This is a genomic window from Hyphomicrobium sp. NDB2Meth4, from assembly GCF_900117445.1.
Classification (GTDB): domain Bacteria; phylum Pseudomonadota; class Alphaproteobacteria; order Rhizobiales; family Hyphomicrobiaceae; genus Hyphomicrobium_A.
Window position 1 is genome coordinate 367,511 of the sequence record NZ_FPEJ01000013.1, and the last position, 12,020, is coordinate 379,530.

Sequence of the window (12,020 nt, forward strand, 5' to 3'; positions counted from 1 at the left end):
CTGCGCGATGGGGACGGCCATGACAGAACTTGAACGAGGGCGGCTTGTGTTGAATCAACCCGGAAAGACTACGGTCTTGCGCCCGTTCGTGAATACGCGATTCTTGCGGGTCTCCGGCGACTACGGCGGCCGCCCTGAATGTCGGCAGTCCCTGGGAATGCTCGATGGCTATCCGCCAGAGTAGCCGCCGATGATAGGCAGCACCTCACCAGTGATGTAGCTCGAGCAGCTGGGTGCGGCGAGAAACACGAAAGCTGGCGCTATCTCTTCGGGCTGCGCGGGGCGCTTCATCGGGGTGTCGCTGCCGAACTTCGCAACCTTCTCCGCTGACTTGTCGGCAGGGTTGAGAGGCGTCCATACCGGGCCCGGCGCAACCGCATTCACGCGTATGCCGCGCCCGATGAGATGCGTGGCTAGCGAGCGCGTGAACGCATGAATGCCGCCCTTCGTCATCGAATAGTCGAGGAGATCCTTGTTGCCGAGCAGGCCGGTGACCGATCCCGTCATCACGATGGCGCTCCCATTCTTCATTTCGGGCACAGCCGCTTTCGCCATGTAGAAATAGCCATAGAGGTTCGTCTTCAGGGTGCGGTCGAAATGCTCATCCGTGAGATCTTCGAAATCCTGGATGTGCTCCTGAAAGGCGGCATTGTTGACTAGAATGTCGAGCTTGCCGAGTTGGGCCACAGTCTGCTTCACCGCTTCCTTGCAGAATTTCGGATCGGCGACATCACCCGATAGCAGAATGCAGCGGCGTCCCTCTTTCTCGACCGCGCGCTTAGTCTTTTCCGCATCCTCGTCCTCCGTTAGGTAAGCGACCGCAACGTCGGCGCCTTCGCGGGCGAAGAGAACGGCAACTGACCGGCCGATGCCGGAGTCGCCGCCAGTTATCAGAGCAACTTTATCTTTGAGCTTTTCAGAGCCCTTGTAGTGCGGAGCATCGTACATCGGCTGCAAGTCGAGTTCGGCTTCCTCGCCCGGCTTACTCAGATGCTGGCTGGGAAGCGGCGGCTCGGGATAGGTGCGCGCACCAGCCTGGACCGCCCCTTTAGCTTCTCTCCGCTTCGTTTTCCTGTTGTCGACCTTGCGCTGTATGGCGCGTTCTGCGGACGCCGCTTCTTCCGCACCTTTGCGAAAAGCAGACAGATCCGAGCCCTTCGACGGGGTGCTGGTGTCGGTCATCGCAACCTCCGAAACTCTTTTGCGTGAAACTCTCGGACGAAAAGCTTGTTCCGCGTTGATATCGTTGGCTCGCCCCGGATCGTGCTGCCGGCCGGGACTCCAATCGATTTGCTGCCGCTGCCCAGTAGCGAGGAACCACTGAGGCGCAGCTGCATTTTATCGGACGCCGGGTGTCAACCGGGCGCAAGGGAGATGGTGGACGCAGCTTATTTTCCCGGTTTCTGGCTGCGGCAGCAACGCATCGGTACGCGTTTCACCCGACCCCTTCCCGGCGCATTTAGATTTGCGACTTGTTCACCCGCTGATGGACGACAACACAGCGACTGAATAACAGCGCGCGGGGCAAAGTCTACATGTGCGGATCGGTAAGAGTACGTCTGCACGTATCGCGCCACGTCTCCTTCGACATGTGCGTTTCGCGATCCCACGCAGCTTCACACGTTGAGCATCGCCATACTGGCACCTCCGCCTACCAACCCAGGGAAATACTTGTCTGGCCTAGAGGTTCCCGACGGAACCCATACGATTTGCAGCCGTTTCAGCACTGCGATCGAAAACCTGCGGGAGGTCGTGCATTTTGCGCCGCGCGTTCACATTTCTCGCAGCCGCATGCGCTTTGTCCGGATGCGCCGTGTCCACCGATCGTCAGTCGCTGGGTTATGGCGACTACGTCGGCTACTCGTGCGAGCAACTGGGCCAAGAAGCTCTGAGGCTCATGCGCATAGCCGCCGACAGGAGCGAGCATCTCGTCGCGGACGACAGAGATCGCCGAGACCGGGCCATGCTGCAGTTGTCGAACGTGAAGCGAGCAAGCAGCGCCAAGGCCTGCTGAAGCGTGAACGCGAGCCGGCTCATAGCATCACCTTTTCCGCAGCCTTTAGTGGGCGATCCATGCACAGAGTTACATTCCTTATCTCATCGATGTTGCTGCTCCCAATTGGCGCGGCAGCCCAGCAACAGCCAGGAGTAGGGCCAAACCCTAACCTTCCTGAGCCGCAGAGTTCACTTCTGCCGACGGTGAACGTGGCGCCAGCGACAAGCTGGAGTGCGGATGCCCGTCCGATCCCCGGACAAGGGCTCTCCGTCGAACGTTACAAGACGGGCCTCGACCACCCCCGCTGGCTCTACGTGCTTCCCACCGGGGATGTACTCGTCGCTGAAACGAATGCACCGCCGAAGCCTGAAGACTCATCGGGCATCAAGGGCTGGTTCATGAAATTCTTCATGCGTCGCGCCACTGGTTCTTCACATAGCGCCAATCGTATCCGGCTTCTGCGCGACACCGATGGCAATGGCGCGGCCGACACGGACAAGGTGTTCCTCGACGGGCTTTACTCACCTTTTGGAATGGCCCTTATCGGCCAGAACTTTTACGTCGCAAATACCGATCCCGTGCTCCGCTTCCCATACGCCGGCGGCGCCATTACCGGGGAAAGCCAGAAGGTCACGGACTTGCCGGCCGGGCCACTGAACCACCACTGGACGAAGAACATCATCGCCAGTCCTGACGGCAAGCGCTTGTATGCGACCGTTGGATCGAACTCGAACGTCGGCGAGAACGGCCTCGATAAAGAGGAAGGGCGCGCGGCCATATGGGAGATCGACACCCAAACTGGTGAGAAGCGGGTGTTTGCGACCGGTCTTCGTAATCCGAACGGCTTGGCGTGGGAGCCGTCGACCGGCGTATTGTGGACCGTCGTCAATGAACGCGATGAACTCGGTGATAACCTCGTTCCCGATTATCTGACGTCGGTTCGCGAGGGCGGGTTCTATGGCTGGCCCTTCAGCTACTGGGGGCAGCATCTGGACACGCGCGTAAAAGAGCAGAAGCCCGATCTCGTCGCGAAAGCTATACCTCCAGATTACGGCCTTGGGGCACACGTAGCAGCTCTCGGCTTGGCATTTGACAGCGACAGCTCTCATCTCGGCGCACCATACGAGAAGGGCGCCTTCATCGGTCTGCACGGATCTTGGAATCGGTCGGATCGCGCCGGCTACAAGGTGATCTTCGTTCCGTTCAAGGACGGACGACCCTCCGGCGAACCTATTGACGTTCTCACGGGCTTTGCTGACGAGGCCGGCAACGCCCGCGGACGGCCCGTCGGTGTCGCGTTCGACAAGACGGGTGCTTTACTCGTTGCCGACGACGTTGGTGGCATCATCTGGCGGGTTACGCGCGCCTCCGGGGAAAACGCCCCATAGTCATGCCGCAGCAGCAGGCGTCGTATCAACGCGGCGCAAATTGCCCCGAAGGCGCCGTGTTGTTCTCACGATCTGGTCGGTAGAACAACCTGTCCAGAAAAAGCAACACGCGAACGCCTGCCTGGAATATTGGCGCAGTCACCAGGTAGACGAGGCGCACGTCGACAGCCATTTGCGACCAGTTCCGGCCAGCGGCGTGATAAGCGGCTATCATTTCGCTCACGTAGAGTATCGCGACGAGCGAAGCGATCAACGTAACCATGAGCATCACCATAAAGGATGTGTGTTGCTAGATCCGGGCGCCGCCCTTCGCAGGCTGGGCGCCTATCCAACAACGCAAGGTCCATTCTTGCGTTCCTGGCACATGCAGGAACTTGGATTTTCAGTTGGCTTAGACGGCGGCTCACGGCAGGCGTTGGACCCGCGGACAATTGAACCAGATGCCAGCCTCCGGAGTTACCGCTCAAAAGAGGAGAAGTGTCATGGGTGTAATTTCTTGGATCGTCGTGGGGCTTATCGCGGGCTGGCTTGCCGAGCAAATCAGCGGGAGGGAAGATGGCCTCCTCGCAAATCTCGTGATCGGCATTATCGGCGCATTGGTCGGCGGCTTCGTCTTCGGCCGGCTCGTAGGACTGTCCTACAGTGAGGGCATAAATCTCGCGACGATCGCCATCGCGACCGGTGGAGCGGTGCTGTTTCTCTTCATTTTCGGAATGATGCCGCATCGTCGCCTGCCGCCGCCGCAAGCGTAGGCTTTGCCTGGCCCCGCGGCGTTGCCGACTGATGCCCGGGGTCAGTGCTCGCGCAACACGCTTGGAGCTATTGAGCAGCGCCCGCATCGCGCGCGGTTTCGCTTTTGGTGACGCCGTCCAACGGAAGGCTCGCTAAGTTCTCTGCAAATGGCGGTTGCGCTGCCATATGGAGAACGTGAGCGCTGTCGCGAACGCAACCCAAAGCATATACGGAATGAAGAGAAGGGCGGCGGCAGGAGTATTCTGCCGAGCCGACGCAATGAATATTATGATGGTGACGAGCATCGCCGCTGCATCGGCAAGAGCGAGGTCGATGCGCCTCTTGCCAAACATGAGCCACGACCAGGCAGCGTTGAGGACGATGTTCAGCGACCAGATCGCAAACGCAAAGCTGAAGCCTTCGACGCGCCAGACGATCCACCCCGCGATGGCGATCATCACGTAGAGCGCAGTCCACGCCGGCCCGAACACCCACGAAGGCGGCGTCCAGCTAGGCCTGTCGAGGCGTCGATACCAATCCCCGGGCTGAAAAATTGCGCCGCTGAGGCCGACCGCCACCACAATGGCGAGGAACGGCAGGAAGCTGAGCCAATTGTCCATGTCCGCTCCTTGCGAAATGAGTTTTTGCCACTCCAGGTGACGCCGCCGCCGCGCACATCGTGCCAGCGAGAGTGATCAACTCATCGTGGCTCTGCAACTATGCATGTTCTATTCGGTATAGCCCAACGTCCAACGCTTCGGCGCTGAATCCGGCCTCGCAGTAACACAGATAGTAATTCCAAAGTCGCCTGAATGGCTCATCGAACCCCAACGGCGCTATCTGGCTCCAGCTTGAATTGAAGCGTCGGCACCATTCAGCTAGCGTACGGGCGTAGCTCGCTCCGAACAGCTCTCGCCGAGTGATCTTCAACCCGGCTGCCGCCGCCTGAGCTTCGATGATTTCGCCCGTAGGGAGGGCACCCCCTGGAAATATCTCCAACTGAATGAAGTCCGGACGGGTTCGGTATGCGTCATAGCGGTCGGCGGCGATCGTGATGACCTGCACGACAGCAACGCCAGCCGGCGCGAGACAATTGCGCAGCTTTGCGAAGTACTGCGGCCAATACTTTTCGCCCACCGCTTCGAGCATTTCGATGCTCACGATGCGCTCGAAGCGCCCTTCGACGTCTCGATAGTCCTGAAGGCGCACGTCGACACCACCGGCGCGACCTGCGCGCTGCAATCGGTCTGAAGCGTAGGCGCGTTGCTCATGCGAGAGAGTTAGCGCCGTTACGGCGCAGCGATGCGCCACCGCGAGCCTCTCGGCGACGGCGCCCCAGCCGCATCCTATTTCGAGAACCTTCTCGCCGCCGTTGAGGTCCATCAGCTCGCATACCCGGTCGATCTTCCGCGCCTGTGCGCTTTCGAGAGTGTCGTGAGGCGAGCTGTAGATCCCGGACGAGTAGTTCATCCCCCCATCGAGCCACTTGGCGTAGAACGCGTTTCCTAAATCGTAGTGAGCGGAGATGTTGCGGCGGCTATTGAAGCGGGAATTTTCACGCCGGTCATGGCGCAAGCGGTACAATGTGCGGAGAACGGCGTTTCCCCGCGTGGCATTGTTCAGCGCGGCCTCGTTCTCCAGTGCCCAGGTCAGCAACTTGGTGAGATCAGCGGCGTCCCAGTCGCCGCAGCGGTAGGCCGACGCGAAACCGATGTCGCCCCCCGCCAACAGCCGTGCAAGCGCGCGCCATCGCTTCACATCGATGGATGCGTGCGTGCCGGGCCGGTCGCCCTCGAGGGTGAGCCTGCTGCCACGAGGAAGTGTTACCGTCAGCCCGCCCGCATCCAGTTGGCCGATCAGTCGCCGCACCATGCGACCGGCCATCGTCAGCTGCTCTTCGTCGCGTGCGAAATGGGCAAATTCAGACATGCTTGCGCTCGCGTTTCTGCTCGCAATCGCTGGCCGCCACATGAGGATGGATCGTAAGGCCCTTCCACCACAATCGCACGGCCTCGAAGTGGATCGCTGCAATGACTTTCAAAGTCACCAGCGGATACGTGCACAGCAGTTCCGCCAAGCGCAGATCTGTTAGCTCCTGACGCTGGGCGTGCAGCACCGTGTTTATGAGCGCCACTCCTTTCTCCGCGCCCGATATGCCCAGCGTCAAAGTTTCGCCGGGAGGGGCCAAGCGGAAATCGTAGCTCATATCCATGCCCATGAAGGGGGAGACGTAGAACGCCTTTTTGCTGGATTGGCGGATCGTGCCGCCTTCCTCGGCATTAGCCGCCATCGTGTAGCTGTGCCGCTCGCCGTAGGTATTGTGCACTTCATACACCGTCGCCGCGAGCTCGCCGCTTTGGCGATAGCAGAAGTAGACGCTCAGCGGATTGAACTGATATCCGAGCACGCGCGGGCTGCACAGCAGGCAGATCCGGCCATCGTCGAAGCTTATTCCTTTGGCGTGAAGCCGGCGTACGATCTGATCGCGAAGCGGCGTCTCGTCGTGGCCATAGTCGCCGTCGTGGAACGAGATGAGATTGCCGCGTCGGCGCGAGAAGATCATCAATCGTTTGTCGAGTGTGTCGATCTCCGCGAGGTCGAGCAACAGCCACCACGCACGATACCGGAAGTGATGGCGGCGAGGATGTAGTCTGCGATGCATGACCCATCCGCTGTAGATGCAGGACGCGGTCATCAGGCGGCCTCTTCTGACGGGAACACCGGGTCGCGCGGCACGAGGCATATGCGTGCGGATTCTTCGGGAACGCTCCACGGCCGACGCAGGCCGCCGAGCTGTTCGGCGACCGCTAGACCCGCCTGCAGACCATCCTCGTGGAACCCCGCGCCGAAGTAGGCTCCGCAGAACCAGGTGTTGCGCCGCCCCTGCAGCGTCCATAGTTCGCGTTGCGCCCGATGTGCCGCTGCATCGAAGATGGGGTGCGAGTAGGATTCCGTGCGGATGACTGAGCGGGGCGTGCGCTGGGGATCGAGGGTCACGAACAGCGGGCGGTCTTCCGGCAGGCCTTGCAGGCTATTCATCCAGTAGGTTACGTGCGCACTCCCTTCCGGGCCGCCAGTCTGCACATAGTTCCAGCTCGACCAGACACTGCGCCGCTTCGGCATCAGAGCGCTGTCTTGGTGCAGAACAGCCTCGTTTTCGCGATAGCGAATAGCGCCCAGCAGCCGCTCCTCATCCAAGCTCGGCTCTCGCAGCAGAGCCAGCGCCTCATCGGAATGGGTCGCGATCACGACGTGATCAAAGCTGGCCTTGCCTCCGTCCGCCTCCAAGACCTCAACTCCGGCGTCGGAACGAGTTATCGATGCAACGCGCGCATTCTTGCGCACATCGCCTCGAAGTTCTTCCAGCAGCTTGTTGACGTATGTCCTGCTGCCGCCACTAACGGTGCGCCATTGAGGGCGGTCTCGCAATAGCAGCAGACCGTGATTGTCGAAAAAGCGAACGAAAGCTGCTGCAGAGCAGTCCAGCATCGACACCGCCGGGGCAGACCAAATGGCGGCCGCCATCGGCAGAAGGTGATCGCTCAGGAATGCATCGCGGTAATTGTTCTGTCGCAGGTACTCTCCGAGCGTTAGGCCGTTAAGCCTGTCACGCCGAAGATCGCCGGGAGCATCACGGTAAAACCGGCGCAGGTCGGACAACATGGCCCAAAACCGCGGCCTCAGCACATTCGTCCGCTGGGCGAATAAGGTCGCCAGGCTGGTGCCCGCATATTCCAAACCGCCATCGCAGCGCGACACCGCAAACGACATCTCGCTAGGTTGGGTTGTTACGCCGAGATGGGCGAACAGCGCGGTGAGATTTGGATAGTTGGGCGGGTTATAGACGATGAACCCGGTGTCGACCGGCAGATCTCCGCCTGCGCCCGGTACATCTACCGTATTGCTGTGGCCGCCCGCCCGGCCGGCTTTCTCGTAGACGGTAACGTCGTGGCGCTTGCTCAGGAGCCACGCCGCGGCAAGTCCGGAAATCCCGGTCCCTACGACCGCGATCCGCAAGCGTCCTTTAGTAGATCGGAACATTCGGCCCCCTGATAAGCCTCAGCTGCCAGTAGGGGTGCAACGACCGTCCCAGCGGCTTGGATCACTCACTAGGCGCGGCATGCCCAGTGATCCAGGCGGGCAGGCTCGACGTTAATGCTGCATGCGCGCTATGGGCTTGACAGTCAGGGTGACTCCAAAGCTATCCGGATCATGTATCGTGATCCGGAACCGCCATTCATCAGCACGAGCTCCATGGCTCCAACTCATGCCTGACGAAAGCGCCATTGCCACGCACGATCATGCGTCTCTGATCGTCGCGGTGGCGAAAAATCGTGATCGGATCGCGTTCGCTGAGCTGTTCAATCACTTTGCTCCGCGGATTAAGGCATTCCTCCTTCGGGGGGGAACACCAGCCGAACTGGCCGAGGAGCTGGCGCAGGAAGCAATGCTCATCGTGTGGCGAAAGGCGTACCTGTTCGATCCCGCAGGTGCGAGCGCCTCCGGATGGGTCTTTCGAATTGCGCAGAACCTGCGCATCGACGCCGCGCGGCGGGCGCAGAGAGCAGATCGTATCGCCACTGAGTTCGCGGTCGAGCCAGCAGAAGTCGATGCTCCCGAGGCCGTCGTCGACGCCGTGCAGCTGGAAGAGAAAGTCCGGTCCGCAATGGCGCAGCTGTCGCCAGAGCAACTCAAAGTTATCACCCTGTCGTTCTTCGAAAGCCGCCCCCACGCAGAAATAGCGGCAATCCTCAAGCTGCCGCTTGGAACCGTGAAGTCGCGTATCAGGCTGGCGTTTCTTCGACTGCGCGCGCTGCTCGACGAGGTCGCATGACTCCGACCCACCATCCGAAGGAAGAGAAGCTGCTCGAATATTTTTCGGGCTCCCTCGACGAAGGCATGCGCCTCGTTGTTGCGGCGCACTTGGAAATGTGTCCGTCCTGCCGGCGGCTGCTGGCTGGCCTCGAAATTGCGGGCGGGACCTACCTGGACGGTCTGCCAGCAGCGCCGCTGGGAGAACACGCGCTGGAACGCGTACTCTCACGCCTCGATGAAAGCGAAGTCAGCCAGCCCGCGCCGCGTGCGCAAGCAGCTAATGACCTGCCCGTGCAAATCCGTGCCCTTGCGCCACATCAGCTTGGCCGCTGGCGTTGGATCGGACCGGGCGTCTATTGGCGCAGCGTCACGCTCTCACAACAAGGACCTATGCGTGTCTTCCTGCTGAAAGCAGCGCCGGGCACGCAGCTGCCTCAGCACACGCACGATGGGACCGAGCTGACTGTCATACTGCAAGGCGCGTTCCGCCACGAAGGAGGGCGCTTCGGAGCCGGTGACTGTGACGACGCTGACGACACTGTCGAGCACCGTCCCGCCGTCGAGGAAGGCGAGGAGTGCATCTGCCTCGTCGCAATGGAAGGCAACATCCGGTTGCGCGGGTTCTTGGGACGTCTCATCCAACCATTAGTACGCTTGTGATCGCTATGACCGTGACCGCGTTTCTTCAGGCGTTCGTCCTCATTTCTCTCGCTCTTTCGGCTGTGATGACCCTGGCCTGGCTCATTCAGCAGCGCACGGGCAATTCCGGCTGGGTGGACACAGTATGGACGTTCGGTTTGGGAATGGTCGGCGCAGCGGCAGCCCTCGCTCCTGTGGCACACATGGAGCATTCCTGGCGCCAGTTCGTCGTTGCCGCCTTCTTGGCGACCTGGGCACTGCGGCTTGGTCTGCACATCGCCCGGCGCACCGCGGGCATTACCGACGATCCCCGCTATGCGGCGCTGATCGACGGTTGGGGCGCATCGGCGCGGTCAGAGATGTTTTGGCTGCTGCAGAAGCAGGCGCTCATCAGCATTCCCCTGGCGACGGCCGCGTTCATCGCTGCGCACAATCCAGATCCCCAGCTTCGCATCGGCGACGCGATCGCCATTCTGGTTATGATCACCGCAATCGCCGGAGAGGCTGTTGCTGACGAGCAGTTGCGCCAGTTCCGCGCCGTTTCGCACGGGGCTCATGGCATCTGCGACGTGGGTCTGTGGCGGTACTCGCGGCACCCGAACTACTTTTTCGAATGGCTGGGTTGGACGGCGCTCCCATTGCTGGCGATCAATCTGTCGGGCGATTACCCATGGGGCTGGCTCGCGTTGGTTGCGCCGGCGTGCATGTACTGGATCCTCGTCCACGTTTCCGGCATCCCGCCGCTCGAAGAGCACATGCTGCGCACGCGCGGGGCGGCGTACAAATCCTACCAACAAAGAACGAGCCCGTTCTTTCCACTTCCTCCGGTTAAGCGAGGTGCAACGACATGAACCTTGCCGCCTTGGCAACGACGGCCGCCGACCGCTTGTCTCTTCCCGATGCCTTGACCCGGTACGGTATCAAGGCGCTTGTCGGCAGAACCAGCCGGGCGCTCGATGGCGCCGGTTCGCAGGCAACCCGGCGCTTCGCCGCCGACATGCGCGACCAGCCCATCGCCTCGTTCGTCGAGGACGCCAACGCACAGCACTACGAGGTCCCGGCTCAATTCTTCGACATTGTCCTGGGACCGAGGCGCAAGTACTCCTGCTGCTATTACGTCAATCCGAACGATACTCTTTCCAACGCTGAGGTCGCGAGCCTTGCGCTTACCGCCGAGCACGCCGATCTGCGCGACGGACAGGACATTCTGGAACTTGGCTGCGGCTGGGGCTCCCTTTCGCTTTGGATGGCGACGCGAAATCCGCGGTCTCGCATCCTGGCCATTTCCAATTCAGCTTCGCAGCGGGCATTTATCGAGAACGAAGCGGCGCTGCTCGGACTGACGAATCTTGAGGTGCGAACGCAAGATGTGAACACGTTCGCGCCGGAGCGGACATTCGACCGTATCGTTTCGGTCGAGATGTTCGAACACATGGAAAACTGGCGCACACTTCTTGCGCGCATGCGCACGTGGTTGAACCCCGGCGGGCGCGCTTTCGTGCACGTCTTCGCGCATCGCGCCGCGCCCTACCGCTTTGACCACGGCGATCCGTCTGACTGGATCGCCCAGCATTTCTTCACTGGCGGCATGATGCCAAGCCGCAAGCTGATGTACGAGTTCGCCGATCTATTCGAGGTCGAGCAGAGCTGGTGGTGGCCGGGCACACACTACGCCCATACCGCGCGCGATTGGCTGCGTAACCTCGATGCGAACAGGCAGCGCGTCAAAGAGGTGTTGCAGCCGACTTACGGCCCCGAGACTGATATGTGGGTTCGCCGGTGGCGGCTCTTCTTCCTCGCAACATCAGGATTGTTCGGCTACGCGGACGGGCGCGAATGGGGCGTCGCCCACTACCGATTGAAGCCGCCCGGCTTGCGCGGCTTTTAGCGGATACCGAAATGCTGACCGATCATGGCGGCGAGCACGGCCACCAATCCTGCGACCATGCCAGAGACGATCAGCCCGTAGGCCATATCGATCACTGTGATCTGCAGCGTCCAGTTACGCAACGTGGCGTAGTTGGTAAGTTCGTATGTTCCGTACGCGAAGAGGCCGAACAGCGCGCCGTAAAACACCGCAATCCAGGGCGACCCGCCCTTCAGGGCCGGCGCAATCGCAAAGATGACGAGACCTGCCGGGTACATCAGATAGAAGGCAAAGGCGGGCAGCATACGGATTTCGTCGCTCAGAATGTCGCCGAGCGTCTGCTTGTAGAGCTTCGCCCCCATGGTCGTAAGCCAGAGCATGTCGAAGGCCGCAAAGATCACGAACGTCAGTGCATATGCGATTGCGTACAGCATGCATCCTCCGCGGCCTGGCATCTATGAATGGAAAACGCGCGACAGGGCGGTTTAGATCACGCCATTCTTGCCTGATGGTCCCAAAACGGCCCGACATCTGACCGTGAACTTGGCCAGCACCCAGGAACTAAGTGGGGCGCCCCGCGATA

14 protein-coding genes are annotated in these 12,020 nt (G+C 60.8%); 7 read left to right on the forward strand and 7 right to left on the reverse strand.

All coding sequences use genetic code 11. The features are described 5' to 3' along the window. Positions 1 to 168: 168 nt before the first annotated feature. On the reverse strand, positions 169 to 1,182 hold the full coding sequence (locus NDB2M4_RS16675) for an SDR family oxidoreductase (RefSeq protein ID WP_083556527.1): 1,014 nt from the start codon (positions 1,180 to 1,182) through the stop codon (positions 169 to 171). 631 nt (positions 1,183 to 1,813) lie between these two features. Between NDB2M4_RS16675 and NDB2M4_RS16680 the strand changes: the two genes are divergently transcribed. Together NDB2M4_RS16680 and NDB2M4_RS16685 are read left to right on the forward strand one after the other, a co-directional pair. Beyond that, a complete protein-coding gene (locus tag NDB2M4_RS16680; RefSeq protein ID WP_072377089.1) occupies positions 1,814 to 2,014 on the forward strand; it encodes a hypothetical protein in 201 nt (66 codons plus the stop codon). 89 nt (positions 2,015 to 2,103) lie between these two features. Continuing rightward, positions 2,104 to 3,384, forward strand: a complete 1,281-nt coding sequence (locus NDB2M4_RS16685) for a PQQ-dependent sugar dehydrogenase (protein ID WP_244536243.1) — start codon at positions 2,104 to 2,106, stop codon at positions 3,382 to 3,384. A 25-nt stretch (positions 3,385 to 3,409) separates the two neighbouring features. On the opposite strand, the gene NDB2M4_RS16690 is transcribed toward NDB2M4_RS16685, so the two are convergent. Further along, positions 3,410 to 3,646 carry a hypothetical protein gene (locus NDB2M4_RS16690; RefSeq protein ID WP_139247350.1) on the reverse strand — a complete coding sequence of 79 codons (237 nt, stop codon included), beginning with the start codon at positions 3,644 to 3,646 and terminating at the stop codon, positions 3,410 to 3,412. A 220-nt stretch (positions 3,647 to 3,866) separates the two neighbouring features. On the opposite strand from NDB2M4_RS16690, the gene NDB2M4_RS16695 reads away from it, so the two are divergent. Beyond that, on the forward strand, positions 3,867 to 4,136 hold the full coding sequence (locus NDB2M4_RS16695; protein WP_072377095.1) for a GlsB/YeaQ/YmgE family stress response membrane protein: 270 nt from the start codon (positions 3,867 to 3,869) through the stop codon (positions 4,134 to 4,136). A 132-nt stretch (positions 4,137 to 4,268) separates the two neighbouring features. Here NDB2M4_RS16695 and NDB2M4_RS16700 read toward each other — a convergent pair whose 3' ends face one another. From NDB2M4_RS16700 to NDB2M4_RS16715, 4 genes are all read right to left on the reverse strand, one after another. Continuing rightward, positions 4,269 to 4,736, reverse strand: coding sequence for a TspO/MBR family protein (locus NDB2M4_RS16700; RefSeq protein ID WP_072377097.1), 468 nt, complete (start codon positions 4,734 to 4,736; stop codon positions 4,269 to 4,271). Positions 4,737 to 4,833: 97 nt separating this feature from the next. After that, positions 4,834 to 6,045, reverse strand: a complete 1,212-nt coding sequence (locus NDB2M4_RS16705) for an SAM-dependent methyltransferase (protein WP_072377099.1) — start codon at positions 6,043 to 6,045, stop codon at positions 4,834 to 4,836. Next, the gene (locus NDB2M4_RS16710) at positions 6,038 to 6,859 is read right to left on the reverse strand and encodes a DUF1365 domain-containing protein (RefSeq protein ID WP_280173546.1); all 822 of its coding nucleotides are present in this window, start codon (positions 6,857 to 6,859) and stop codon (positions 6,038 to 6,040) included. Before NDB2M4_RS16710 ends, NDB2M4_RS16705 begins: the two co-directional genes overlap by 8 nt. Next, the gene (locus NDB2M4_RS16715; protein ID WP_072377103.1) at positions 6,811 to 8,157 is read right to left on the reverse strand and encodes an NAD(P)/FAD-dependent oxidoreductase; all 1,347 of its coding nucleotides are present in this window, start codon (positions 8,155 to 8,157) and stop codon (positions 6,811 to 6,813) included. Before NDB2M4_RS16715 ends, NDB2M4_RS16710 begins: the two co-directional genes overlap by 49 nt. Positions 8,158 to 8,287: 130 nt before the next feature. Between NDB2M4_RS16715 and NDB2M4_RS16720 the strand changes: the two genes are divergently transcribed. From NDB2M4_RS16720 to NDB2M4_RS16735, 4 genes are read left to right on the forward strand one after another with little or no spacing between them, the layout of a single operon-like run. Beyond that, positions 8,288 to 8,950 (forward strand): sigma-70 family RNA polymerase sigma factor, encoded by a 663-nt coding sequence (locus tag NDB2M4_RS16720; RefSeq protein WP_244536211.1) that lies wholly within the window; start codon positions 8,288 to 8,290, stop codon positions 8,948 to 8,950. Beyond that, positions 8,947 to 9,591, forward strand: coding sequence for a ChrR family anti-sigma-E factor (locus NDB2M4_RS16725; protein ID WP_072377107.1), 645 nt, complete (start codon positions 8,947 to 8,949; stop codon positions 9,589 to 9,591). The genes NDB2M4_RS16720 and NDB2M4_RS16725 overlap by 4 nt, the downstream gene beginning before the upstream one ends. Before the next feature lie 5 nt (positions 9,592 to 9,596). Continuing rightward, positions 9,597 to 10,421, forward strand: a complete 825-nt coding sequence (locus NDB2M4_RS16730; RefSeq protein WP_072377114.1) for a DUF1295 domain-containing protein — start codon at positions 9,597 to 9,599, stop codon at positions 10,419 to 10,421. Then, positions 10,418 to 11,458, forward strand: coding sequence for an SAM-dependent methyltransferase (locus NDB2M4_RS16735; protein ID WP_072377116.1), 1,041 nt, complete (start codon positions 10,418 to 10,420; stop codon positions 11,456 to 11,458). The genes NDB2M4_RS16730 and NDB2M4_RS16735 overlap by 4 nt, the downstream gene beginning before the upstream one ends. Here the strand turns inward: NDB2M4_RS16735 and NDB2M4_RS16740 are convergent. After that, the gene (locus NDB2M4_RS16740) at positions 11,455 to 11,871 is read right to left on the reverse strand and encodes a DUF2177 family protein (RefSeq protein ID WP_072377118.1); all 417 of its coding nucleotides are present in this window, start codon (positions 11,869 to 11,871) and stop codon (positions 11,455 to 11,457) included. The genes NDB2M4_RS16735 and NDB2M4_RS16740 overlap by 4 nt on opposite strands. Positions 11,872 to 12,020: the final 149 nt, after the last annotated feature.

Excerpts from the sequence above, each read along its gene's own strand:
- NDB2M4_RS16730 (WP_072377114.1), top strand. The coding sequence starts at position 9,597 with ATGACCGTGACCGCGTTTCTTCAGGCGTTCGTCCTCATTTCTCTCGCT.
- NDB2M4_RS16690 (WP_139247350.1), bottom strand. The coding sequence starts at position 3,646 with ATGGTTACGTTGATCGCTTCGCTCGTCGCGATACTCTACGTGAGCGAA.
- NDB2M4_RS16700 (WP_072377097.1), bottom strand. The coding sequence starts at position 4,736 with ATGGACAATTGGCTCAGCTTCCTGCCGTTCCTCGCCATTGTGGTGGCG.
- NDB2M4_RS16735 (WP_072377116.1), top strand. The coding sequence starts at position 10,418 with ATGAACCTTGCCGCCTTGGCAACGACGGCCGCCGACCGCTTGTCTCTT.
- NDB2M4_RS16710 (WP_280173546.1), bottom strand. The coding sequence starts at position 6,859 with ATGCCTCGTGCCGCGCGACCCGGTGTTCCCGTCAGAAGAGGCCGCCTG.
- NDB2M4_RS16685 (WP_244536243.1), top strand. The coding sequence starts at position 2,104 with ATGTTGCTGCTCCCAATTGGCGCGGCAGCCCAGCAACAGCCAGGAGTA.
- NDB2M4_RS16715 (WP_072377103.1), bottom strand. The coding sequence starts at position 8,157 with ATGTTCCGATCTACTAAAGGACGCTTGCGGATCGCGGTCGTAGGGACC.
- NDB2M4_RS16695 (WP_072377095.1), top strand. The coding sequence starts at position 3,867 with ATGGGTGTAATTTCTTGGATCGTCGTGGGGCTTATCGCGGGCTGGCTT.
- NDB2M4_RS16725 (WP_072377107.1), top strand. The coding sequence starts at position 8,947 with ATGACTCCGACCCACCATCCGAAGGAAGAGAAGCTGCTCGAATATTTT.
- NDB2M4_RS16720 (WP_244536211.1), top strand. The coding sequence starts at position 8,288 with ATGGGCTTGACAGTCAGGGTGACTCCAAAGCTATCCGGATCATGTATC.
- NDB2M4_RS16740 (WP_072377118.1), bottom strand. The coding sequence starts at position 11,871 with ATGCTGTACGCAATCGCATATGCACTGACGTTCGTGATCTTTGCGGCC.
- NDB2M4_RS16705 (WP_072377099.1), bottom strand. The coding sequence starts at position 6,045 with ATGTCTGAATTTGCCCATTTCGCACGCGACGAAGAGCAGCTGACGATG.
- NDB2M4_RS16675 (WP_083556527.1), bottom strand. The coding sequence starts at position 1,182 with ATGACCGACACCAGCACCCCGTCGAAGGGCTCGGATCTGTCTGCTTTT.